21 protein-coding genes are annotated in these 23,208 nt (G+C 62.6%); 5 read left to right on the top strand and 16 right to left on the bottom strand.

What is annotated here, in order from left to right; translation table 11 throughout:
- The first annotated feature begins 169 nt into the window (after positions 1–169).
- Together rfbD and GQA94_RS08245 are read left to right on the top strand one after the other, a co-directional pair.
- The gene (gene rfbD, locus GQA94_RS08240; protein WP_158187555.1) at positions 170–1,096 is read left to right on the top strand and encodes a dTDP-4-dehydrorhamnose reductase; all 927 of its coding nucleotides are present in this window, start codon (positions 170–172) and stop codon (positions 1,094–1,096) included.
- 138 nt (positions 1,097–1,234) lie between these two features.
- Entirely contained in the window at positions 1,235–2,134 is a 900-nt protein-coding gene (locus GQA94_RS08245; protein ID WP_158187556.1) for an AEC family transporter, read from the top strand.
- Positions 2,135–2,146: 12 nt separating this feature from the next.
- Here GQA94_RS08245 and GQA94_RS08250 read toward each other — a convergent pair whose 3' ends face one another.
- From GQA94_RS08250 to GQA94_RS08315, 14 genes are all read right to left on the bottom strand, one after another.
- Entirely contained in the window at positions 2,147–2,902 is a 756-nt protein-coding gene (locus GQA94_RS08250) for a VC0807 family protein (RefSeq protein WP_158187557.1), read from the bottom strand.
- A gap of 89 nt (positions 2,903–2,991) precedes the next feature.
- Positions 2,992–3,942 (bottom strand): lysylphosphatidylglycerol synthase transmembrane domain-containing protein, encoded by a 951-nt coding sequence (locus GQA94_RS08255; protein WP_158187558.1) that lies wholly within the window; start codon positions 3,940–3,942, stop codon positions 2,992–2,994.
- A 318-nt stretch (positions 3,943–4,260) separates the two neighbouring features.
- A complete protein-coding gene (locus GQA94_RS08260) occupies positions 4,261–7,059 on the bottom strand; it encodes a hybrid sensor histidine kinase/response regulator (protein ID WP_158187559.1) in 2,799 nt (932 codons plus the stop codon).
- A 115-nt stretch (positions 7,060–7,174) separates the two neighbouring features.
- Positions 7,175–8,464 carry a phosphoribosylamine--glycine ligase gene (gene purD / locus GQA94_RS08265; protein WP_158187560.1) on the bottom strand — a complete coding sequence of 430 codons (1,290 nt, stop codon included), beginning with the start codon at positions 8,462–8,464 and terminating at the stop codon, positions 7,175–7,177.
- A gap of 176 nt (positions 8,465–8,640) precedes the next feature.
- Positions 8,641–10,245 (bottom strand): bifunctional phosphoribosylaminoimidazolecarboxamide formyltransferase/IMP cyclohydrolase, encoded by a 1,605-nt coding sequence (gene purH / locus GQA94_RS08270; protein ID WP_158187561.1) that lies wholly within the window; start codon positions 10,243–10,245, stop codon positions 8,641–8,643.
- An 84-nt stretch (positions 10,246–10,329) separates the two neighbouring features.
- Positions 10,330–10,650 (bottom strand): DNA-binding transcriptional regulator Fis, encoded by a 321-nt coding sequence (gene fis / locus GQA94_RS08275; RefSeq protein ID WP_131649971.1) that lies wholly within the window; start codon positions 10,648–10,650, stop codon positions 10,330–10,332.
- Positions 10,647–11,660, bottom strand: a complete 1,014-nt coding sequence (gene dusB, locus GQA94_RS08280; RefSeq protein ID WP_158187562.1) for a tRNA dihydrouridine synthase DusB — start codon at positions 11,658–11,660, stop codon at positions 10,647–10,649. Before dusB ends, fis begins: the two co-directional genes overlap by 4 nt.
- A 197-nt stretch (positions 11,661–11,857) precedes the next feature.
- On the bottom strand, positions 11,858–13,147 hold the full coding sequence (locus GQA94_RS08285) for a zinc-ribbon and DUF3426 domain-containing protein (protein ID WP_158187563.1): 1,290 nt from the start codon (positions 13,145–13,147) through the stop codon (positions 11,858–11,860).
- 114 nt (positions 13,148–13,261) lie between these two features.
- The gene (gene prmA / locus GQA94_RS08290; protein WP_158187564.1) at positions 13,262–14,143 is read right to left on the bottom strand and encodes a 50S ribosomal protein L11 methyltransferase; all 882 of its coding nucleotides are present in this window, start codon (positions 14,141–14,143) and stop codon (positions 13,262–13,264) included.
- A 146-nt stretch (positions 14,144–14,289) separates the two neighbouring features.
- Positions 14,290–15,639 (bottom strand): acetyl-CoA carboxylase biotin carboxylase subunit, encoded by a 1,350-nt coding sequence (gene accC, locus GQA94_RS08295; protein ID WP_158187565.1) that lies wholly within the window; start codon positions 15,637–15,639, stop codon positions 14,290–14,292.
- Positions 15,640–15,656: 17 nt separating this feature from the next.
- The gene (gene accB, locus GQA94_RS08300; protein WP_158187566.1) at positions 15,657–16,115 is read right to left on the bottom strand and encodes an acetyl-CoA carboxylase biotin carboxyl carrier protein; all 459 of its coding nucleotides are present in this window, start codon (positions 16,113–16,115) and stop codon (positions 15,657–15,659) included.
- Between the two features lie 79 nt (positions 16,116–16,194).
- The gene (aroQ, locus tag GQA94_RS08305; RefSeq protein WP_158187567.1) at positions 16,195–16,638 is read right to left on the bottom strand and encodes a type II 3-dehydroquinate dehydratase; all 444 of its coding nucleotides are present in this window, start codon (positions 16,636–16,638) and stop codon (positions 16,195–16,197) included.
- Positions 16,639–16,790: 152 nt separating this feature from the next.
- Positions 16,791–18,566, bottom strand: coding sequence for a protein-disulfide reductase DsbD (locus tag GQA94_RS08310; RefSeq protein WP_158187568.1), 1,776 nt, complete (start codon positions 18,564–18,566; stop codon positions 16,791–16,793).
- A 72-nt stretch (positions 18,567–18,638) separates the two neighbouring features.
- Positions 18,639–18,962, bottom strand: coding sequence for a Rieske (2Fe-2S) protein (locus GQA94_RS08315; RefSeq protein ID WP_158187569.1), 324 nt, complete (start codon positions 18,960–18,962; stop codon positions 18,639–18,641).
- Between the two features lie 131 nt (positions 18,963–19,093).
- Between GQA94_RS08315 and GQA94_RS08320 the strand changes: the two genes are divergently transcribed.
- The 3 genes from GQA94_RS08320 to GQA94_RS08330 are packed head-to-tail and all read left to right on the top strand — an operon-like array spanning position 19,094 to position 21,789.
- The gene (locus GQA94_RS08320; protein ID WP_158187570.1) at positions 19,094–20,128 is read left to right on the top strand and encodes a FecCD family ABC transporter permease; all 1,035 of its coding nucleotides are present in this window, start codon (positions 19,094–19,096) and stop codon (positions 20,126–20,128) included.
- Positions 20,128–20,895, top strand: a complete 768-nt coding sequence (locus GQA94_RS08325) for a heme ABC transporter ATP-binding protein (protein WP_158187571.1) — start codon at positions 20,128–20,130, stop codon at positions 20,893–20,895. Before GQA94_RS08320 ends, GQA94_RS08325 begins: the two co-directional genes overlap by 1 nt.
- A 12-nt stretch (positions 20,896–20,907) precedes the next feature.
- Positions 20,908–21,789: a ChaN family lipoprotein gene (locus tag GQA94_RS08330; RefSeq protein ID WP_158187572.1), complete on the top strand. Its 882-nt coding sequence runs from the start codon at positions 20,908–20,910 to the stop codon at positions 21,787–21,789.
- A gap of 235 nt (positions 21,790–22,024) precedes the next feature.
- Here GQA94_RS08330 and GQA94_RS08335 read toward each other — a convergent pair whose 3' ends face one another.
- Positions 22,025–22,822 (bottom strand): cyclic nucleotide-binding domain-containing protein, encoded by a 798-nt coding sequence (locus tag GQA94_RS08335; protein ID WP_158187573.1) that lies wholly within the window; start codon positions 22,820–22,822, stop codon positions 22,025–22,027.
- Between the two features lie 105 nt (positions 22,823–22,927).
- Positions 22,928–23,200, bottom strand: a complete 273-nt coding sequence (locus GQA94_RS08340; protein ID WP_158187574.1) for a TfoX/Sxy family protein — start codon at positions 23,198–23,200, stop codon at positions 22,928–22,930.
- Positions 23,201–23,208: the final 8 nt, after the last annotated feature.

Here is a 23,208-nt window from a genome sequence, read left to right on the forward strand (position 1 = left end):
GTCGCCCTGACGGTTGGCTTCACATCGGCGGAACAAAATTCGTTTATGCTGGCCTCAACGATGCACGGACCGCGCTATCTCGGGAGTTGTAGCGCGTTGTGCTGCATCGAATCTGTTGTACAAATCCATGCTCGCCATCACCGGTGAGCTTTGAATGAGGCATAACCAGATGCGAATCCTTGTATGCGGAGCCGGTGGCCAGGTCGGCCACGAGTTGGTAGACCGTGCCGGTACGTATGGTCTCGAGGCGCTTGGCATGACACGTGAGCGTCTGGATGTCACAGACGCTGATCAGGTGTCCGGCGTCGTCCGCGAGCTCAATCCGGGTATGATCATCAATGCCGCTGCCTACACGCACGTCGACAACGCAGAGACGCACAGTGAGCGCGCTTATGCGGTCAACCGCGATGGCGCGGCGGCCTTGGCACAGGCCGCCCGGCAAGCCTCCATCCCATTGCTGCATATCTCTACCGATTACGTGTTTTCTGGCGAAGCCCGGACGGCTTATCGCGAAGAAGACGAGATCGCCCCAACGGGTGTGTACGGCGCGAGCAAGGCGGCGGGTGAGGCAGCGGTTCAGGCTGCGCTGGACGAACATCTGATCCTTCGGACCAGTTGGGTCTATGGCGAGCATGGCCATAACTTCGTCAAGACCATGTTGCGGCTGGGACGCCAGCGCGACTCGCTGTCGGTGGTGGCCGATCAGTCTGGCTGCCCCACCCAGGCCGGCAGCATTGCCGATGTCCTGCTGCAGCTGGCCCAACGGTATGCGCGCGAAGGTACGCTGGCCTGGGGGCTTTATCACTACAGCGGCCGGTCCCCCTGCACCTGGTTCGATTTCGCGGTGGAGATATTTCGGCAGGCAGAGGCCAAGGGCATGCTTGCCAAACAGCCGCAGGTGTCGTCGATCACCACTGCGCAGTACCCGACGCCTGCCCGTCGGCCCGCCTGGTCGGTGCTCGATTGCAGCAAGTTCGAAGCGACGTTTGGCATCGACACCCGTGATTGGCATGACGACCTCTCCGTCGTGCTCGACGCATTGGCCCGCGCTGAAGCGAGTTCGGCAACTGCCGCGGTCCAGCATTCCCAGGTCTGATCAGCCCGGCCACCGGGGCTGATTTCCCTTACGACGCAGGGCCGCGCTCAGCGGGGTGATCTGGCTCGCGACTCAGGGTATTCTTTGCGACCTTTTTTCCGGGCGACATGACGTCGCGCCGGTTGCTGGAGAAGCCGCGTGGTCGTGTTTCAGGCAATTGTGCCCATCTTTGGCTTGATCATGCTCGGCTACCTGCTGGGCTGGCGCCGCTGGCTCGCTGGGGAAGCGGCCAGCGGGCTTGCCAATATCACATTCAAACTGTTCATGCCGGCGGTGCTGTTCACCGGCATTGCCCGCGCACAGCTGAGCGATGGCATGTCGCTGATGCTGCTGCTGGCCTATTTCGGTCCCGTGCTGGCCGTTTTCATCCTGGTCGGGCTGGTGGCTCACCATGTGCTCCGCCGTGCGTCGCCGCTGGGACTGACGGCGGCCTATTCCAATAACGTACTGGTTGGCATTCCCCTGGTGACTACCTTGCTCGGGCCGCATAGCCTGGTGTACGTATTCGCCATCCTGGTGTTTCACAGCCTGATTCTGTTTTCGTTGCAGAGTTTCTATAACGCGTTCGGCTCAGGGCAGAAGGTCAGCGGCACGGCCTTGCTGAAGAACCTCGCCAACCCCCTGATCGTGGGCTTGTCCCTGGGCGCATTGCTGAACGTGTCGGGGCTGGGCCTGCCGCAGCCGATATGGCGCGTCGCCGACTGGCTGGCTCAGGCGGCTCTGCCGTGTGCGTTGATCGTGCTGGGTATCAGTCTGTCGCGTTACCGCCTGCGCCCCAGCGCCACGGCGCTCGGACTGACGTTGGTCAAGTTAGGCCTGTTCCCGTTGCTGGTGTGGTATCTCGCGGGTCTGTTGCCAGGGCTGAACCACGAGGCACGCAGCGTGCTGGTACTGCTCGCGGCCTGCCCCAGTGGCGTCAACGTACTGGCCTTCGTGGTCAATCAGGAGGACACACGGGCGGTCAGTTCCACCGTGTTCCTGTCGACGCTGCTTGCGGCAATCAGCCTGCCGCTATGGCTGCTACTGGTGTCGGCTTGACCACGGGCGCGGTCAGGATTTGTTGCCCTGCCGATCCGGGTGCGCGTGATTCGCGATGATGTCTTCGAGGCGCAGCCCGGTCAGGCCGTGGATGGTTCGCCAGAGGTAGTAGAAAATCGCCATCATCATCACCATGCTCGGGATCGCGATCATCGGATAACTGAGCAAGGTCATGCGCCCCAGTTCGGCGTTGAACGCCTCGCTGCCGGCCGGGCTGTTGACGATCCATTTGGCCAGCACGTAGTTCATGAAGGACGAGAAGAAAAAGGTCCCACTTAGAAAATAGGTGGCCCGCAGCAATCGCGTTTCGAAGTGGGCGGTCTGACCGTTGCGCTCGAGCTGTTCATGAACCTTCGCGACGTTCAACACCTTTGGGTTGTAGAGCAACGTGCGGATCAACGGGAAGCGAGTGCGGGTCGAGGCCAGCACGGCGATACCGATAATTCCAGGGATCGCAGCCTCCTTGATGGCCAGCCATTGGGGGTCGAGCTGCAGCAGGCCGATGCCGCCGGTCAGCAGCACGCTGATCAGCCCCAGCAGCGCTATCCAGTTGAACTTGCGGTACTTGGCCAGCTCGAACAGCCCCCAGCCGAGCGGGAAGGCCAGCGCCAGCAATAGCGCACCGTCGGCGCCGAGGCGATCTTCGCCGCTGAGCTTCATCAGTATCAGCGACGGGATGACGATGCTGATAGCCAGGTCCATCAAGGGCCGAGGTTTGTGCTCGGCCGGCTGGTCTGGGCCGGAGCGGTTGGTACGGGGATCGGTCATGTGTTCGGTTTCGTCTCGGAAGAACGCGAATGATCGCCCGGAAGCGCGCATATGGCCATAGTGCAATGGTGGTGTTCCATGACAGCAGATTACTGGCCGGCGGCGCCTTTGCGCCGCCTCTGCGTCCATTGTGCCCCTTCGAACACGGCCACCACCAGGATGGCGAGGGCGAAGGGCACCAGCAGATACAAGGTCCTGAATACGATCAATGCAGCCAGCACGTCAGCCGTCGGTAGCTCCGGAAGGGCGGCGAGGAACGTCACTTCCAGTACACCGAGGCCGCCCGGTGCGTGCGACAGCAATGCCAGTGAGAACGAGGCGAGAAATACCCCCAGCACAGTCAGGTAGCCGGGATTCTGCGCTTCGGGAAGGGCGAAATAGATGATCGCGGCGGCGCAGGCCAGTTCAAGTGGCGCTGCGATCAATTGCTTGCCGACGATCGGCAGTCGAGGATAGGTGATTCGCCACTTTCCGATCTGCATGGGGGCGAAGTGCCGCCAGGCGCCGATCACGTAAAGACCGACCAGGCACAACAGCGACGCACCGATTGCGGTCGACAGCCACGGATCGGACTCGATGAGTCTGGTCAGCAGATCCGGCCGCAGGACCAGTACCACACCACCGGCCAGCAAGGTGCCGAGCACGAAGGTCAGCGAGCAGAACACGATCAGCACGCCGATTTCCTGTGGTGTGAGGCCTTTGCTGCGATATGCGCGGTAACGCACCACCGCACCTGAAAACACCGACGCCCCTACGTTGTGTGCCAGTGCGTAGGTGGTGAACGAGCAAAGCGTGATGAACCACCATGAAATGTTCTTGCCCAAATGGGCTATGGCGATCCGGTCGTACCAGGCAAGGGCGCTATAGGCGCCCAGCGTGGCCAGGCCGGCAAGCAGCCAATTGCGGTGGCTGATGGCCTCCAGGCTGTCGGTGAGTTCAGCCAGCGAAAGATTACGAATCTCCTGATAGAGCAGATAGCCGGAAAGCAGTACCGCCATGATGCCGACAAAGGTCCAGGCGACATCGCTCCTCTTCATCATTGTGTTGGCTCCTTGGCGACGCATTTGCCTCGAAGCGAAGGTCGGCAGTGGATGACGCGCGCGTCGCGGAATAATTCGGCCGGTCTTTTATCGGCAGCGAACCGCGCGTTTTGTTCATTCTCGCTCGGCGCGCGACGGCGCTTGTTGAGCCAGGACGCCCTTTGCATGAGCGCCGAGGACGCCGCGAACCCCGGCATGCTGACACCTCGAACGGGCTACGCAGTATCGGCGCAGGATCTGCGCGTGGACGCGTCCCGAATGCGTGCGCAAGCGGACAGCCTGCTGATCGTCAGTGACGTCCGTACCGTGCTGCCGGCCTCATCGATCATCCGCGGTTGCCCGAATACGGACCCAGTAGTCGATCAGCTCGCGCAGTTGGGACATCTCGACAGGTTTGGCCATGTGCCCGTCCATGCCGGCCTCGCGGGCTCGTTCGCGGTGCTCGCTGAGAATGTGGGCCGTCAGGGCTACCACTGGGGTTCGCGGACGTCCTTCCGAGGCTTCCCAGGCGCGCAGCCGCGCTGTCGCCTCGAAGCCATCCATGATGGGCATTTCGCAATCCATCAACACCAGGTCGTAAGGTTGCGCCTTGATCGATGCGAGCGCCTCTTCACCGTTACTGGCCGTGTCTGGCTTGAGGTTGAGCTTGCTCAACATGCCGCGGATGACTTTGGTGGAGATGCTGTTGTCTTCCGCGACCAGGATGCGGAAATCGTCGGGAACGGACGGCGGTATGCTGGCCAGGGCCGAGCCGGATGGCGAGGCAACGGTGCGACGGGCGAGCTCGTCGGCCAGGGTGGTTTTCAGCGTATAACCGGCAACCGGTTTGGCCAGGATGCGTTTGATCCCGGCATTGCGCGCGATGATTTTGCTGGGCGCGTTGCTCATGCCGGTCAGCATGATCAGCAGAATGTCGTGGTTGAGACTGAAGTCTTCCTTGATCCTGCTGGCAAGCTGCATGCCGGTCATGCCCGGCATATCCTGGTCGAGCAGAACCACGTCGAAATACTCGCGCAAGTGTGCCTTGGTGCGCAGCAGCGCCAAGGCTTCCTTGCCCGAAGCCACCGTGCTGACCTCCATGCCCCAACTGCTGCACTGTTGGCTGAGCACCTTTCGGCAGGTGTCGTTGTCATCTACCACCAGCAGGCGCGCGCCTTTGAGTTGATTGTCCAGGTCGCTGCCCGGTTGTTCCGACACCTCGGCACCCAGCGGCAGGCTGATCCACAAGGTATTGCCGGCGACGCCGCCGGTCTGGATGCCGAACTCACCGTCCATGAGGTGGACGAGCTGCCTGGCGATGATCAAGCCGAGGCGACCGCCATGACGGGTCGCAGCGAGGAAGTCGCGGCTGTCCAGCGCGGCATTGAGCAGCGCATCGCGCTCCTGCGCCTCGAGTGGCCGTCCGCTGTCCTGCACGGTGATGCGCAGGCGTGGTCGTTCCTCTTGGTCGTCTACTGCAGCGATCAGCAATACCTCGCCTTCTTCAGTCTGCTTGAAGGCGTTTTCGAGCAGGTTCAGCAGTGCCTGGCGCAAGCGGGTCGGGTCGCCGGCGACGACGTGGGGCATCTGCGGCTGGACAAAGCCGATCAGCTCGACCTTTTGCTGTTCGGCCTTGGCGCGGAAGATGCCCAGACAATCCTCGATCAGGGCGTTGAGGTCGAACTGTACGTCGTCCAGTTCGACCTGTCCGGACTCCAGCTTGGAAATGTCGAGGATCTCGTTGATCAGGTTGAGCAGTTCGTTGCCGGAGCTATGAATGGTCTGTACATAGTCGCGCTGCTTGGCCGACAGCGAGGTGTCGAGCAACAGCTCGCTCATGCCCAGCACGCCATTCATGGGCGTGCGAATCTCATGGCTGATCTTCGCCAGGAAGTCGGCCTTGGTGCGCAACTCGGCGCTGGTGACCGCCTCGGCAGTATGCTGGTTGCGGCTGTCCGACTGCATCTGACGCTGGCGCTCGAGCAGTGCGAAACTGAGGATCAGTCCGGAACAGGTCGCCACGCTGAACATGATGCCGGTCAGCCAGTCGGGATTGAATGGGTTGAAACCCAGCAACATGGGGAGCATGACGACGAAGCCGCCATCGAACAACAGCATGCCGGCCACCAGCAGGCGGGCTGGATCATAGCGCTGCCGCCAATGGTGGATGGCCACCACGGTAACGGTGATGGCGGTAACCAGTACCATGAAATAGATCAGCCAGCTGAACCACAGATGGCCAGTCGCCAAAATGGTCGCCGCCAATGTGCTGACCGCTCCCGCTTGCAGCGCCAGTAGCCAGGTCACCCATCGCGTCCGCCGGTAGTGGAAGAAACCAAAGGTGAACGCCAGCAAGGAAAGGCAGCCCACCAGTGCCGCCAGGTCAGCGATCAAGGCCTGGCTGTAGAAGAATTTCGGTGACCACACCGCCAGCAGGCCAAGGTTCGCCACGGCGCAGGTCAATAGCGCTCCGTGCAGCAGGGCGAGCCACACATGGCTGTAGCTGAAGGTATAGGCGAAGCGCAGCAGGTTGTAGACCATCAGCAGTGCCAGGGCGCCGAACAGCGCCCCGAACAGATAGGCCGGGCGAGTCAGCTTGACCAGATCCGCTTCATCTACCGTATGGAACCAGGCCATGACCGGGTGCGACGATTGCAGCCGGATGTAGGCTTCACGGGCCAGGCCGTCGTTAGGCAATGAAAACAGGTACGCACGAGCCGGCAGGGGGCGCGATTCCGGCGGGCGCAACTCGCCCGTTTCCACGTGACGTTCGACCTGGCCGCCACGCAGCAGATAGAAGTCGAGGTATTGCACACGCGGGGCGAACATCCACAGCCAGTTCGGCTGCACGAACGGGGGCAGGCTCACCTGAAGCCAGACGGCACTGTCGCTGGCGGGGGCGGCATAGGAGCGTTGGTCGATGCGCTGGAAAAGGCTGCGCTGATCCAGGATCTCCTGGAGGCTGAGCTGGCCTGACTGATCGATCAGCAATCGCCAGTTGGGCTCGGTCGCCTGCGGGGCTTCGGTGGTGGGTGGGAGCGAGGACGGATCGTCGCTTGCGGCAAATGCGGGCCATGCATTCAGCGCAGCCAGCAAAAGACTGAAGGTGAACGCAATGGCGACCCGGAGTCGACGCACGATTGAAGTCCCTTCATCTGTGTGGACGGTGGATTATAACCATCGCGTTGAACCCCGGTAATGTACGCGATGCAAGATAAACCTGCCGTTGCGCACATCGCCGGAATCTTCTTGCTCAGCGTTCGCCCTGCTCGCGTGCGATGGCACGATAGCCGATGTCATGGCGGTAAAAATGGCCGTCCCACTCGATGCGAGCGGCCAGCGCATAGGCGTTCTGCTGCGCCGCCGACACCGTTTCGCCCATGGCCGTCGCGCAGAGCACACGGCCGCCGGAGGTCGTGACCAGCCCATCTTTCAACGCGGTACCGGCATGGAAGACCTTGCCTTCCAATTGGGCGGCAGCCTCCAGGCCACGAATCACGTCCCCTTTGCGGTAGTCGCCGGGATAGCCACCGGCGGCCAGCACGACGCCGAGGCTCGGACGCGGGTCCCACTGCGCCTCGACCTTGTCCAGTGCCTTGGCCAACGCCGCCTCGATCAGCAATATCAGGCTGGACTGCAGGCGCAGCATGATCGGCTGGGTTTCGGGATCGCCGAAGCGACAGTTGAATTCGATCACCTTGGGGGCGCCGCTGCGGTCGATCATCAGCCCGGCATAGAGGAAGCCGGTGTAGACATTGCCCTCAGCGGCCATGCCCTTGACGGTCGGCCAGATGACCTCGTCCATGACGCGCTGATGTACCTCGGCGGTGACTACCGGGGCCGGCGAATAGGCCCCCATGCCGCCGGTGTTCGGGCCGGTGTCGCCGTCGCCGACGCGTTTGTGATCCTGGCTGGTGGCCATCGGCAACACATTGGCGCCATCGACCATGACGATGAAGCTGGCTTCTTCGCCGTCGAGAAATTCCTCGATGACCACCCGCGCACCGGCATCGCCAAAGGCATTGCCGGAGAGCATGTCGCGCACGGCTTCCTCGGCTTCTGCCAGCGTCATGGCAACGATGACACCCTTGCCGGCCGCCAGGCCGTCGGCCTTGATCACGATGGGCGCGCCCTTCTCACGGAGATAGGCCAGCGCCGGCTCGACTTCGGTGAAGTTCTGGTAGTCGGCTGTCGGTATCTTGTGGCGGGCCAGGAAATCCTTGGTGAATGCCTTGGAACCTTCCAGCTGCGCGGCGGCGGCGGTCGGACCGAAGCAGTCGAGACCGCGCGCACGGAACAGGTCGACCACGCCTTTGACCAGCGGGGCCTCGGGCCCGACGATGGTCAGTTGCACGTTCTGCGCGGCAAAGTCTGCCAACTGTTCGATGGCCAGCACGTCGATGGCGACGTTCTCGCATTTGGCCTCGGTTGCGGTGCCGGCATTACCGGGCGCGACGAAGACCTTTTCGACGCGCGGGTCCTGCGCGACCTTCCAGGCCAGGGCGTGCTCGCGGCCACCACTGCCGATGATCAGTACGTTCATGGGATTCTCCTGAGCGCTCCCGGATTTCATTCGGGCCACGTTCTACAAAATTCGAGGTCGTGTTGAAGCCGGTAGAGGCCAGGCGCCACGGGATTCGACAAGCGGAGTTGCCTATTGGCAATGAGCATTGGCGGAACCCGGGGCAACGACGCAGATGCTGGCTTCAGTGGCCGATTTTAGTGCCTGAAATGGCGCATGCCGGTGAAGACCATGGCAATGCCTGCTTCGTCCGCGGCAGCAATCACCTCGGCGTCACGCATCGAGCCGCCGGGCTGGATCACCGCAGTGATACCGTCCTTGGCTGCATTGTCGATGCCGTCGCGGAAGGGGAAGAAGGCGTCGCTGGCCATCACCGCTCCGGGAACCGGCAACCCGGCGTGCTCAGCCTTGATCGCGGCGATACGGGCTGAATTGACCCGGCTCATCTGGCCAGCGCCGACGCCGACCGTCTGGCGGTTCTTGGCATACACGATCGCGTTGGATTTGACGAACTTCGCCACTTTCCAGGCGAAGATCAGGTCATGGATTTCCTGCTCGGACGGGGCGCGCTGGGTGACGACCTTGAGGTCGGCTTCACCAATCATCGCGATATCGCGGCTCTGTACCAGCAGGCCCCCATTGACGCGCTTGAAGTCCCAGCCCGGCGCACGCTCGGCCGGCCATTGGCCGCACTCGAGCAGGCGCACGTTCGCTTTGCTCGCGACGACTTCGCGTGCAGCGGCAGAAATACTGGGGGCAATGATCACTTCGACGAACTGACGCTCGACGATGGCTTTTGCGGTTTCACCGTCCAGCTCACGGTTGAAGGCGATGATGCCGCCGAATGCCGACTCGCTGTCGGTCGCGTAGGCCAGTTCATAGGCCTGGCGTATGCCGCCTTCAGCCTCGGGAACGACGGCGACGCCGCACGGGTTGGCGTGCTTGACGATGACGCAGGCCGGCTTGACGAAGCTTTTCACGCATTCCAGTGCGGCGTCGGTGTCGGCGACGTTGTTGAAGGACAACTCCTTGCCTTGCAACTGGCGAGCCGTGGCCACGCAGGCTTCATCGGCGGTTTCGACGTAGAACGCCGCGATCTGGTGCGGATTCTCGCCGTAGCGCATGTCCTGCGCTTTGACGAACTGAGTGGTGAAGGTGCGCGGCAGCAAGCTGCGGCCTTCGGTGGAAAGGGTTTCGGCGCTCTGGTCGACGGTGCCCAGATAGTTGGCGATCATGCCGTCGTAGGACGCCGTGTGCTCGAAGGCCTTGAGCGCCAGGTCGAAGCGCTGAGCATAGGTCAGGCCGCCGTTGCGCAGATTCTCAATGACATCGGCATAGTCGTCGGCATTGACCACGATGGCGACATCCTTGTGGTTTTTTGCGGCGCTGCGGACCATGGTCGGGCCGCCGATGTCGATGTTCTCGATCGCATCCGGCAGCGTGCAGCCGGGCTTGGCGACGGTGGCGGCGAAGGGATACAGATTGACCGCGACCAGGTCGATCGGGTTGATGCCATGCTCGGCCATGACCGCACCGTCGAGATCACGGCGACCGAGAATGCCGCCGTGGATCTTCGGATGCAGGGTCTTCACCCGACCGTCCATCATTTCCGGGAAGCCGGTGTAATCGGCGACTTCCACCGCGGCAATGGCGTTCTCACGCAGCAGCTTGAAGGTGCCGCCGGTGGAGAGGATCTCGACGCCGAGGGCGGCAAGTTCGCGGGCGAATTCAACGACGCCGGTCTTGTCGGACACGCTGATCAGCGCGCGGCGGACGGGGAGGCGAGTGCTTTGGTCGGTCATAGACATTTCCTAGGAGCTACAGGCTGCAAGCGGAAGCCCCAGGCGAAACGGCTTGCTACCGTTCCTTCGGAGCTCGCCGCTGTGTCAGAGAAGATCGTACTGCTTGAGTTTCTTGCGCAGGGTGCCGCGGTTCAGACCCAGCAGCTCGGAGGCCTTGGTCTGGTTGCCCTTCACGTAATTCATCACGGTTTCGAGCAATGGAGCTTCCACTTCGGACAACACCAGGTTGTACACGTCCGTGACGTCTGCGCCTTCGAGATGGGCGAAATAGTTGTGCAGCGCCTTTTCCACACTGCCGCGCAGGGTCTGGCCCGCTTCGCTCGGTGTGTTGAGGTGTTGCTTGAGATTCACGTTGTCGCTCACGGATGTTGTTCCAGTTACCAGTGTTTCGTTCAACAGCGTCATGCAGCCACCCCTTTTCCATCCCCTGAGTCAGGGCCTGTTCGGCGTTCGGCCAGAAATGCCCGAACACTGGCGCATTGCGCATCCCTGTCTTCCAAACCATTGAACCGGGCACGGTATTCGCGCGCTCCGGGTAGTGTTGCGAGATACCAACTGACGTGCTTGCGTGCGATCCGGACGCCCATCACATCACCGTAGAAAGCATGGAGCGCATGCAGATGCTCCAACAGGATGCTTTCGACTTCACTCAGGGCCGGCGGCGCCAACAGTTCGCCGGTCGCAAGGTAGTGGTCGATCTCGCGAAAGATCCAGGGCCGGCCCTGTGCCGCTCGCCCAACCAGCAGCGCATCGGCTCCCGTGGCATTGAGTACTTCACGTGCCTTCAATGGTGAATCGATATCGCCATTGGCAAACACCGGGATCGATACCGCCTGCTTGATCGCCGCGATGGTGTCGTACTCCGCGTCGCCCGTATAAAGGTCGGCGCGCGTCCGGCCATGTACTGCCAACGCTGCGATTCCGGACTGTTCGGCGATCTTCGCCACCGTGAGTCCATTCTTGTTTTGCCTGTCCCAGCCGGTGCGAATCTTGAGCGTTACCGGCACATCGACTGCTTCGACTACAGCCTCGAGGATCTCCGAGACCAGTCGTTCGTCCTTCATCAGCGCTGACCCTGCGGCCTTGTTACAGACCTTCTTTGCCGGGCAGCCCATGTTGATGTCGATGATCTGCGCGCCCAATTCGACGTTGCGAACCGCGGCTTCGGCCAGCATCTGCGGATCACCCCCGGCGATCTGCACGGAGCGTGGTTCCGGGTCGCCCTCATGCAGCAGGCGCAGCCGCGACTTGCGACTGTTCCACAGGCGTACGTCACTGGTCACCATTTCCGAGACCACCAGACCCGCGCCAAGGCGTCGGCATAACTGGCGGAACGGCTGATCGGTCACGCCAGCCATGGGCGCGAGGATCAATCGATTCGGAAGGGTGTAAGGGCCGATGCGTACCGCTGACATGAAGATTCCCTGCTTGGAGCCTGCTTGTTAGGTCGATCGGGACAGCAAAAAAGGGTGTGCATAATACCCGCTCCGGATGACGGGTTAAAGGCTGTTCTGAACAAATTCTGAACAGCCCCGAGCTTATAACCAGCAGCGGTGATGGCGCCAACGTGACGAGCGGCGGCGCCCCTTGCGGTGGCGGAGGTGCCGGCGGGTCAGTCGGGTGAGCGGAAGCTCAGGCTGTAGTTGACCGCTTTCGTGCCCGGGTCGAGGATGTCCAGCGCGATGTGGATGGGTATCTGGGAGGGCATTTCCCGCTGCCCGGCGAGCTCGCCGGAGAGGTACTCGCCAGGCTTGAATGTACGGCGTGCCAACGTCTGGCCCTGGATATCGGCGAAGCGGATTTCCAGCAACGGAAAGGGTTGAGCGAAAGGGGCGCGGTTGTAGATGATCGCATCGACAACCAGGGCTCCAGCGAAGTCCGGATGGCTGCGCACCACCAGGTTGCTGCTCTTGACCTGACTGATATCGACCCTGGGCGGCAGCTCGCAGCCCAATGCAGGGCAGATCCGCTCCAGCCAAGGCCGGTATTGGTCCTGCCGCGCCACTTCGTCGAAGTTGTACGCCACGTACTGTGCCGCCAGCGCCAGCAGTGCGATCAGGTTCAGCAGGCCCCAGCCGAGCCAGCGACCCCAAGGACGCTTGCGCGCCTGCCAGTCGAGCTGTAATGGCTCGTCGTCAAGTTCGAACAGTGGGTCCCCGCGCTCTCGGCGCACCGCGTGAGTCGTTTCGCTTTCGGTTACCACGTCGGCATGCTCCGTCTGAACCGGACGTGGATGCGCTTCGTCGGGCTCGATCAGGCTGTCGAGCACAGGTTCGACGCGGTCTTGCGAATCCAGATGTTCGCTCAGCGCGCCACGCGGCGTGGACAGCGGGCTGGGCGGTACGGGCCGCTCGGCGCTGACGGGAATGAAATGCAGGCCTGCTGCGCCCTTGGTTGGGCTGGTCGCCGATGCTGGCTGCGCTTGCGCAGGCTGATCGGTGGTTGATGCACCGGTTTCGGCGCTCAACAGCCGATCGGCCCACTCCTCGTCGTCGACGCTCGATGGATCGTCCGGGTGCGATCGCAGGGTTTCACCGGAACGGGGCTTGAGTTCGAGGAATTCGCGCGAGAGTTCCAGCTCCTGTCGTTCGAGCTTGGCCAGCTCTTCGTCCAGGTCCAGGCTGTCGAGGTCAAGGTCGTCGTGGATCCATAAGGTGCCGTCATCCCCCGGGGACTTCGCGGCGGGCTGCGAGTGTGCCGGTTCACGGGTGGGGGCGCGATGAGCCGCTGCTGCATCGGCCGCCATGCTCTTATCTGTATCGTCCCCCTGCAGGTGAAGCGCTGCATTGAAGTACTCCATGCATACCCCACAACGCACGACGCCATGGGCGGCGGCGAGCTGGGCGCGGCTGATGCGCAAGCAGGTGCGGCAATGCGGGCACTGAGTGACGAAGCTGGTCATGCGTTGGTCCGGCGCAAATGCCCGTAGTCTAGCGCATGCGCACCGATGAGCGGCAGTAGCCACTCACGGCGCGCGCCCAGCGATCGCAGCATTGCGAGCACGGACGGGTTGGTCTCAAGGGCGCCGTATGCCCGTGATGCGCACCCAGCCGTCCTTCTCGGCCGTCGGGTCGAGGTCGAACTGGCCGGCGTAGGCGCTGCGAACCTCTTCGGCCTGTTCGGCGAGAATCCCGGACAGGGCCAGCCGGCCCCCGGGCCTGACACGCTCGCTGATCTGCGGCGCCAGCGCCACCAGCGGGCCGGCGAGAATATTGGCGACGACGACATCGGACTGGCCCTCCGGCAACTGCTCGGGCAGGTACAGCGGGAAGCGCGCCGGGTCGATGCCGTTACGCCCGGCGTTATCGCGGGACGCCTCGAGCGCCTGTACATCGATGTCGGTCCCTAGCGCCTGTTTGGCGCCCAGGAGCAGCGCCGCGATGGCAAGGATGCCCGAGCCGCAACCGAAATCCAGAACCTGTAGGCCGTCCAGCGACTGCGCATCCAGCCACTCCAGGCACAGCGCGGTGGTCGGGTGGGTGCCGGTGCCGAAGGCAAGGCCGGGATCGAGCAGCAGGTTCACCGCGTCCGGCTCGGGAGCGGCATGCCAGCTCGGTACGATCCACAGTCGCCGACCAAACCGCATCGGGTGGAAGTTGTCCATCCAGCTGCGCTCCCAGTCCTGGTCCTCAATGCGTTCCAGCTGATGACTGGGCAGCGGGCCGTCTATCAATAGATGCAGATGAGCCAGCAGGTCGGCTTCGTCGACGTCGCCTTCGAACAGGGCCAGCAGGTGCGTGTGCGACCACAGTGGTGTGGTACCCAGATCGGGTTCGAATATTGGCTGGTCTTCGGCATCCATGAAGGTGACCGATACGGCACCGACGCCCAGCAGCGCGTCTTCGAAGGTTTGCGCCTGTTCCGGGGCGATGGCGAGACGAAGTTGTAACCAGGACATGAAAACCTCATGCAAGTTGGCGCCCGCCTTGGGTGGCGGAGCAAAAAAGGGGGCAAGCTTACTGCGCGATGGCAGCGGCTTCCATCTTCTAGAGCCAGAAACGACAAGGGCTGCCATGTGGCAGCCCTTGTCAGTTCAGCACCCGATCAGTGCTTGTCCATACCCAGTTTCTTCTCCAGGTAATGGATATTCACACCGCCCTTGCAGAAGCCCTCGTCACGGACCAGATCCCGGTGCAACGGAATGTTGGTCTTGATGCCGTCCACGACGATCTCATCCAGGGCATTGCGCATGCGCGCCATGGCTTCTTCGCGAGTGGCGCCATAAGTGATCAGCTTGCCGATCAGCGAGTCGTAGTTCGGCGGTACCGAATAGCCGCTGTACAGGTGCGAGTCGACCCGCACGCCATTGCCACCTGGCGCATGGAAGTGCTTGATCTTGCCCGGGCTGGGCAGGAAGTTCGACGGGTCTTCGGCGTTGATCCGGCACTCCAGGGAATGGCCGCGAATGACGACGTCTTCCTGCTTGACCGACAGCTTGTTGCCGGCGGCGATGCTGAGCATCTCCTTGACGATATCCACGCCGGTCACCATTTCGGTGACTGGGTGTTCGACCTGCACGCGGGTATTCATCTCGATGAAGTAGAAGCGGCCGTCTTCGTAAAGGAATTCGAATGTGCCGGCTCCGCGATAACCGATCTCGACGCAGGCGTCGGTGCAGCGCTTGAGTACTTCGGCGCGGGCCTTCTCGTCGATGTAAGGCGCTGGTGCCTCTTCGAGCACCTTCTGGTGGCGGCGCTGAAGCGAGCAGTCCCGGTCGCCCAGGTGAATCGCATTGCCCTGGCCGTCCGACAGGACCTGGACTTCCACATGGCGCGGATTGCCCAGGAATTTTTCCAGGTAGACCATCGGGTTGCCGAATGCCGCGCCAGCCTCGGTGCGGGTCAGCTTGGCCGACTTGATGAGGTCCGCTTCCTCATAGACCACGCGCATGCCGCGACCACCGCCGCCGCCAGCCGCCTTGATAATGACCGGATAGCCCACTTCCCGGGCGATCGCCAGAGCGGCTTTCTCGTCTTCGGGCAGGGGGCCGTCGGAGCCTGGAACGGTCGGTACGCCGGCCTTCTTCATCGCATCCTTGGCCGATACCTTGTCGCCCATCAGGCGAATGGTTTCGGCTCTGGGGCCAACGAAGGCAAAACCGGACTTCTCCACCTGTTCGGCGAAGTCGGCGTTCTCGGCCAGAAAACCATAGCCGGGATGGATCGCTGTCGCGCCGGTCACCTCGGCTGCGGCAATGATGGCCGGGATGTGCAGGTACGAATGGGTCGCAAGGGCCGGGCCGATGCAGACAGACTCGTCGGCCAGGGCCAGGTGCATCAGTTCGCGGTCGGCGGTGGAATGAACCGCGACGGTCTTGATTCCCAGCTCTTTGCAGGCTCGCAAGATCCGCAGGGCGATTTCACCGCGGTTTGCGATCAGTACTTTTTCCAACATCGCTGGCTCTCCGCGGTTCAAACGATGGTGAACAGCGGCTGGTCGTACTCGACCGGCTGACCATTCTCCACCAGGATGGATTCGATGGTGCCGCTGGTTTCGGCCTCGATGTGGTTCATCATCTTCATGGCTTCGACGATGCAGAGGATGTCGCCTTTCTTAACGCTCTGACCCACTTCGACGAAGTTGGCCGCTTCTGGCGAAGAGGCGCGGTAGAAGGTTCCGACCATCGGCGAACGGACCACGGTACCATTGAGCTTCGGCTGCGCGGGCGCAACGTCGGCGACAGCGGCTGCGGCGGCTGGAGCGGCTGCCGGGGCTGGCATGGGCGCCTGAGCGTAATAGGGCTGTTGCATGGCCGCCTGCTTGCTGTGGCGGCTGATGCGAACGGACTCTTCACCTTCGTGAATTTCCAGTTCGTCGATACCGGACTCTTCCAGCAGCTCGATCAGTTTCTTGACTTTGCGAATATCCATGAAGCGGTAACTCCCAGGTAAGTTCAAAGGGCATTGCTGCTCGCTTCTTCAAGGCCGGGCGCGGTCGCGCGCGGTCCTGTCAGGAAGCAGCGAGTTGTTCCAGGGCGGCCTCCAATGCCAGGCGGTAGCCGCTGGCGCCAAGGCCGCAGATCACCCCTACCGCAACGTCCGAGAAGTAGGAGTGATGGCGGAAAGGTTCACGCTTGTGCACGTTCGACAAATGCACTTCGATGAATGGGATGCTCACCGCCAGCAACGCGTCACGTAACGCGACGCTGGTATGCGTGAAAGCGGCGGGATTGATCAGGATGAAGTCCACGCCTTCGCTGCGCGCGGCATGAATCCGTTCGATGAGTTCGTATTCGGCGTTCGATTGCAGGTGCAACAGATGATGTCCCGCATCGCGGGCTCGCTGCTCCAGATCCTGGTTGATCTGCGCCAGCGTTACTGCGCCATAGACACCGGGCTCGCGCGTGCCGAGCATATTCAGATTCGGGCCGTGGAGGACCAGAAACGTTGCCATGAGTATTCCTTGTTGTTCTGTCCGATCAACGCCTTCGACAGCCGCGGATGGGGAAAGGAAAAACTATGCCCGAAGCGGGGGCTGACTGTCCAGTCATGTCTTGATCGGCGTAAATGCCGGCATTATGGCTGGAGATTGCTGCAAGGATCTTGCTAGAGGGATGACCGGGCGCGGTCCAGTCGTTCAGCGAACTGGCTCGCGTCGATTTCCCCGACGACCCGTACCTCGGTCAGTTCCTGCCCGGACCGTCCAAAGAACAGAATCGCCGGAGGCCCGAAGAGTTTGTAGCGGTCAAGAAGGGCACGCTGCTCGGGATTGCTGTCGGTGATGTCGAAGCGAATCAGACGGTAGTCCGCCAGGCGTGGTGCGATTTGCGGATCGGCGAATACCTCGCGTTCGATCACTTTGCAACTGATGCACCAGTCTGCATACCAGTCGAGCATCAGCGGTTGCCCGGCTGCGCGCGCCGCGTCGAGCTGGGCGTCGAGTTCGGCTGGCGTGGCGATGGTGTGCCAGCCTTCGCTGACACCGCTCGCGCCGGCAACCGAGACCGGGCGCGGCAGTGGACGCAGTGGATCGGACCCGCCCTGCAACGCGCCGACCCAGGCGCTCAGCGCGTAGACCATCAGGGCCAGGCCGAGCAGTTGGGCAAGTTTCTGCCGCGAGGTCTTGGGGGTGAACTCCAACGTGCCGAGGAACAGTGCGGCACCGGCTGCAAGCAAGCCCCACAGGGCGAGCGCGATAGGGCCTGGCAGGACACGCTCGAGCATCCATACCGCCACCGCCAGCAGCAGTACGCCAAAGATATTGCGTACCGAGACCATCCACGGGCCGCTCCTGGGCAGCAGTGCGCTGCCGCCGGTTGCGAACAGGATAAGCGGCGTGCCCATGCCAAGGCCGAGGGCAAACAGCTTCAGGCCGCCGCCCAGGGCATCGCCACTGGCGCTGATGTAAAGCAGTGCGCCTGCCAGCGGCGCTGAGACGCAGGGTGAAACCAGCAGGCTGGACACGGTTCCCAGCAGCGCGGCACCGATGAACGAGCCGCCTTTCGCGCTGCCTGCCAGACGATCGAGGCGATGGCTCAATACCTGAGGCAAACGCAGTTCGTACAGGCCGAACATGGCGAGGGCAAAGGCGACGAAGAACAGCGCGAAGGGAACGAGGATCCAGGGCGATTGCAAACGCGCCTGCAGATTCAGCTCGGCGCCGAATATGCCCATCAGCGCCCCCAGCACGGCGAAGCCTCCGGCCATGGGCAGGACATACGCGAGCGATAGCAGGAAGCTGCGAACGCTGCCGGTCTGCCCGCGGAGTACCACGCCGGAGAGAATGGGCAGCATGGGCAGTACGCACGGTGTGAAGGTCAGGCCCAGCCCGGCGAGGAAGAACAGCGCCACCGAGCGCCAGGACAACGCGGTGTCGTCATTGGGCGCGCCGTTGGCGTCGGTGAGTGGCGTGGCGGGCTTGGGTGGGTCGCCAATCTGGAATGATTCGGTTTCAGGCGGATAACACAGGCCCTTGTCGGCGCAGCCCTGGTATGTGACCTGCAACGTAAAGGGTCGATTATCGGGATTCTGCAAGGGCAGTTCGACGTCGAGCACGCCGTAGTAGACCTCGACCTCGCCGAAATACTCGTCGTTCTTCTGCTCGCCGACGGGCAGCTTGGCATTACCCACCACCACGCTCGCATCGTTAGCCTTGAACTGAAAGCGATGGCGGTACAGGTAATAGCCCGGCTCTGCAACGAAGCGCAGCTTGAGCTGTTCTGGCGTCGTGCTTACCAGGCTCAGGCGGAAGGCCTCGCGCACCGGAAGAAAATCCGCACTGTTGTTCAACCCGCCCAGGGTGGCGCTTGGCCGGTTATCGAACAGGCCCGCAGCGGCGGGAAGGGCGAACAGCAGGATCAGCAGACTCAGCAAACGGCGCATGGTCATCTCACAAGCAGCAGTGGCGGGCATGATACCCAACGTGGCCAATCGTCGCTCAGGCACAACGTCGCACTATGGCGCGTTTTGCAACCAGATAATGCCGTCGCGCTCGATGCCGGGCAGCGCCCGCAAGGCCTGCCCGGCGCAGGGGCCGGCCACGCACTCGCCGCTGTCAATGAGGAACAGCGCTCCGTGCGTGGCGCATTGAATCAGGCTCCCGCTGCTGTCGAGAAACTGATCGGGACGCCACTCCAGCGGTATTCCACGGTGCGGGCAGCGGTTCTCGTAGAGGTACAGTGCGCCGTCCTTGCGTATGGCGAGCAGGCGCTGACCCTGTATTTCCAGGCCCTTGCTCTGGCCTTCGGCCACCTCGCTCGCGGCGCACAGTGCAATCATGTTTCCTCCCCTGACTGTTCGCGATTATCGCTCATGCGGCCCGTTCGGCGTAGGGGGCGGCGGATTAAAGCTGGCGGACCCGTCGACTGGCTTTTATCCTTCGCGTCGAACTCCGACTGGCGGCATTTCCGATGAGCCCAGTGCTATCCGCACGCCCCCTGTTTCTTTCGCTGGGCCTGTTGTGGCTGATCGCGTTCTGGCTGTCGCTGGCCATGGGGCCGGTCAGCCTGTCGCTCGGCGAAACGCTGTACGCCATGCTTCGTCTGATCGGCGTCCCGTTTGGTAGTGAAGGCGGGCAAGCCGAACTCATCATTGGGCAGATACGCTTGCCGCGTGCGTTGCTAGGGGTGAGCGTGGGCGTCGTGCTCGCCTTGTCCGGGGTCTGCATGCAGGGATTGTTTCGAAATCCACTGGCGGACCCGGGCCTGATCGGTGTTTCCAGCGGCGCCGCGCTGGGCGCAGCCGTGACCATCGTAGGCAGCGAGCTGCTGGGTGGCGTTCCAGCCTCGCTGCAGCCATACCTGTTGTCCTTGAGTGCATTCGTCGGGGGGCTCGGCGTCACCGCCCTGGTGTATCGACTCGGGCGTCGAGAGGGCCGCGCGCATGTCGCCACGATGCTGCTCGCCGGTATCGCCTTGACCGCACTCGCAGGAGCGGTGATCGGCCTGTTCACCTATGTCGCCGACGACGGCACGCTGCGCACCCTGACGTTCTGGAATCTCGGCAGTCTGAATGGCGCCAGCTATGCACGACTCTGGCCGCTGTTGCTGGTCACGCTGGGGGTGGCGTTCTGGTTGCCGCGACGCGCCCAGGCGCTCAACGCCTTGTTGCTGGGGGAGTCGGAAGCGCGGCACCTGGGGTTCGATGTCGAGCGGCTCAAGCGCGAGCTGGTGTTCTGTACGGCGCTGGGCGTGGGCGCGGCCGTGGCGGCGGCCGGCATGATCGGTTTCGTGGGGCTGGTGGTCCCGCATCTGGTGCGGCTGCTGGTCGGGCCCGACCACCGGTTGCTGCTGCCGGCCTCCGCCCTGGCGGGGGGAAGCCTGCTACTGCTGGCCGACCTGCTGGCGCGGCTCATGCTGGCCCCCGCGGAATTACCGATCGGCATCGTTACCGCATTGTTGGGCGCGCCTTTTTTCCTCTACCTGTTGCTGCGAGGGCATCAGTGATGCTCCGTGCTCAGGGGGTTTCGGTGCGCCGCGGCGCCACTGCCGTGCTTGCGGACATCGATCTGCAACTGGGGGCGGGCGAGGTGTTGGGCGTGCTGGGACCCAACGGGGCCGGCAAAAGCACTTTGCTCGGGGCGCTCTGCGGCGAGCTTGCGCCCAGTGCTGGCGCGGTGGTCTTGCATCAGCGTCCTCTGCACGACTGGAAAGGCCCCGAGCGCGCACGCTGCTTGGCGGTGCTGCCACAGCGATCGACGCTGAACTTCGGTTTCCGCGTCGATGAAGTTGTCAGCCTCGGTCGCCTGCCCCACGCCAGCGGGCGCGAGTGCGACAGGACGATCGTCGCGGCTGCGCTACAGGCTGCGGACGCGCAACATCTGGCGGGTCGCAGCTATCTGACGCTGTCTGGTGGTGAGCAGCAGCGCGTGCATCTGGCGCGGGTGCTTGCGCAGTTGTGGCCGGGGCGGGTGGGGCAGGTGTTGCTGCTCGACGAGCCCACGGCGATGCTTGATCCGCTGCATCAGCACAGCATCCTGCGATCCGTCCGGCGGTTTGCCGAGCTGGGTGGCGCGGTGCTGGTGATCCTGCATGATCTGAACCTTGCAGCGCGTTACTGTGACCGTCTGCTGTTGCTGTCCGAAGGACGCGCCCGACTGACCGGTACACCCGAGCAGGTGCTGCGTGCCGAGCCGCTTAAGGCGGTGTTCGGGCTCGACGTATTGATCCAGCGGCACCCGGACCGGGGGCATCCGCTGGTCATTGCGCGATAAGAGGAGCTACTGATGCGATTTCTATTGCCCATGGTCATGGTCCTGCTCGTGGCCTGCCAATCGACACCGCCCCTGCCGCCCTGGCAGAGCCCCGAGGGACTGGAGCATCCCGATCTTGGCCGGATCATCGATCTGCGCACGGGAACCCGCCTTTCGGTGCAACAGTTGGTCGATGAACTGGCCGCCGTCGACCGCGTGCTGGTGGGCGAGCGCCATGACAACCCCGATCACCACGCGCTGCAACGCTGGCTGCTCGAAGCGCTGGCGCAGCGACGTGCGCAGGGCAGCCTGCTGTTGGAAATGCTCAATCCGGATCAGCAGCAGAAAGTGACCGGCGTGCAAGCATCTATCGCGCGGGGGCAACGGCCCGAAGACTTGCCGGCCGCGCTGGGGTGGCAGCAAGGGTGGGAATGGTCACTGTACGCACCGATAGTCGAATACGCGTTGGGCCAGCCATACCCATTGCTGTCAGCGAATCTCGATCGTTCCGAGATCATGGGCATCTACCGTCGCGCGCCGGCAATGGGTGGCGCTGCGGCTGCAGAACCTGTGCGCCGCGCGATGTTCGAGCAGATTCGCGTTTCCCATTGCAACCTGCTGCCCGAGTCGCAACTTCCGGCGATGCTTGCCGTTCAGCAGCAGCGTGACCGACGTATGGCCGAGCGGCTGGCGGCGGCGCCAGCGCCGGCAATGCTGCTGGCAGGTGCTTTTCATGTAAGGCGTGACCTTGGCGTGCCGTTGCACCTGGGGCGGGATGTCGCGCGCCGCAGCCGGGTGCTGTTGCTGGCCGAGGTGGGCGAGTCGCCGCAGGTCGAGCAGGCCGATTACGTCTGGTTTACGCCGGCCCAGCCGCAGCAGGACCATTGTGCTGCGCTGCGTGACCAGGCTGACTGATCGACGGGCGATGATTTGCCGGGTCTTTTTCAAGGTCAAAAAAAAGACCCGGCAAAGAGCCGGGTCAAAACCGTGATTAGCCTGATGAGGAGATAACCTGAAAGTCCGACTGCCTGGGCTTCCAGCTTACCGGCTGATCTCGCGACCAGTGGTGCTAATAATAACAATTCTCATTCGCTAGTCAATGGCTCTTGGAAAATAAATTTCCGTCGCGCGTCATGCGGTCCCGGCAGGGTTAGGCGGAGAGCGGCAGGCGCAACTGGGTGACCTCCTTGTTGAGCAGATCAATACGTCTGGCCATGCTCTCTATCAGGCTGTGCGCGATTTTCGGATTGCTCTGCATCAGGCTGAGGAACTGGTCCTTGGGGATCAGCATGACGGTGCACGGGGACGTGGCGACCACGGTGGCGCTGCGCTTTTCCTGGGTGAAGACGGCCATTGCGCCGAAGATTTCATCGCGCTGCACATCGCCGACTTTCTGCCCGTCGACAATCGCTTCAGCGTGCCCTTCGATGATGATGAAGACATTGTCCGCATCGTCGCCTTGGCGAATCAGCTCTTGCCCGGCGGCGAAATGCTGGAATCCGGTCGTGGGATGAATTTCGGGTTGCTTCAAACGCGCCAATGCGTCGGACAGCAATGCAGTCTGGCCAATGAGGTACTGGGTAAAGAGCTCCTGTCGACGTTGGTCGGCATGGATATGCTGGAAAACCGCGCTGCGCGAGTAGGGCACCAGGCGAATCGATTCGTCGCTGCGATACCGGCAGATCGGCAGTTCGATACCCTCGCGAAGTCCGAGCAGATCACCCTCCTGCATATAGAACAGCGGCCGTTCATCGACGAGTGCGTGCAGCAGGCCGCTCTCGATGATGAATAGGTGCTGCGCGGGCAACGCCGCCGTCAAATCATCGGAGCCTTTGATCTCTATCGGGGGCGCCGAAGGTGCCAGGCCTTCGAGCAGTTGCGCGGGTATCCCCTGCAGGCGGTTGATCAGATGATCGGCATAGGCTGGTTGTTCACCGAGTAAATACATGACGGCAATCCTTGGACAGGCGAGCTCGCAAAGGTTGAGCGGTGCGCGTATCCACAATAAGGTCGCCGCGGTCGGGAGTAAATCGCGCTGCGTGGAGGTTGTGAGCTAGCTCTTGTCTGGGCGGTCGCCGCTTGCCAAATGCTGGTTCAACTCGGTCTTGAGGGCATCTGGCAGGTCTTTCCAGTTGACGTCTCTGAGTGCGCCCTCGATGGCGTAGAGCAGCACCCGCGACGCACTGAATCCTCGTGACTTGACTGCCTGGTAAGCACTGACCGCGCCGAGCCGTCGCAGATCATCAGCGGTATGGATGCCCGAAGCATGCAGCCATTGTGCGGATGTCTTGCCCAGATTTCTCAAGGTCAGCAACTCGTCGTGCATGAATGCTC

It is taken from the genome of Stutzerimonas stutzeri (genome assembly GCF_009789555.1).
In the GTDB taxonomy this organism is placed as follows: Bacteria; Pseudomonadota; Gammaproteobacteria; order Pseudomonadales; family Pseudomonadaceae; genus Stutzerimonas; species Stutzerimonas stutzeri_R.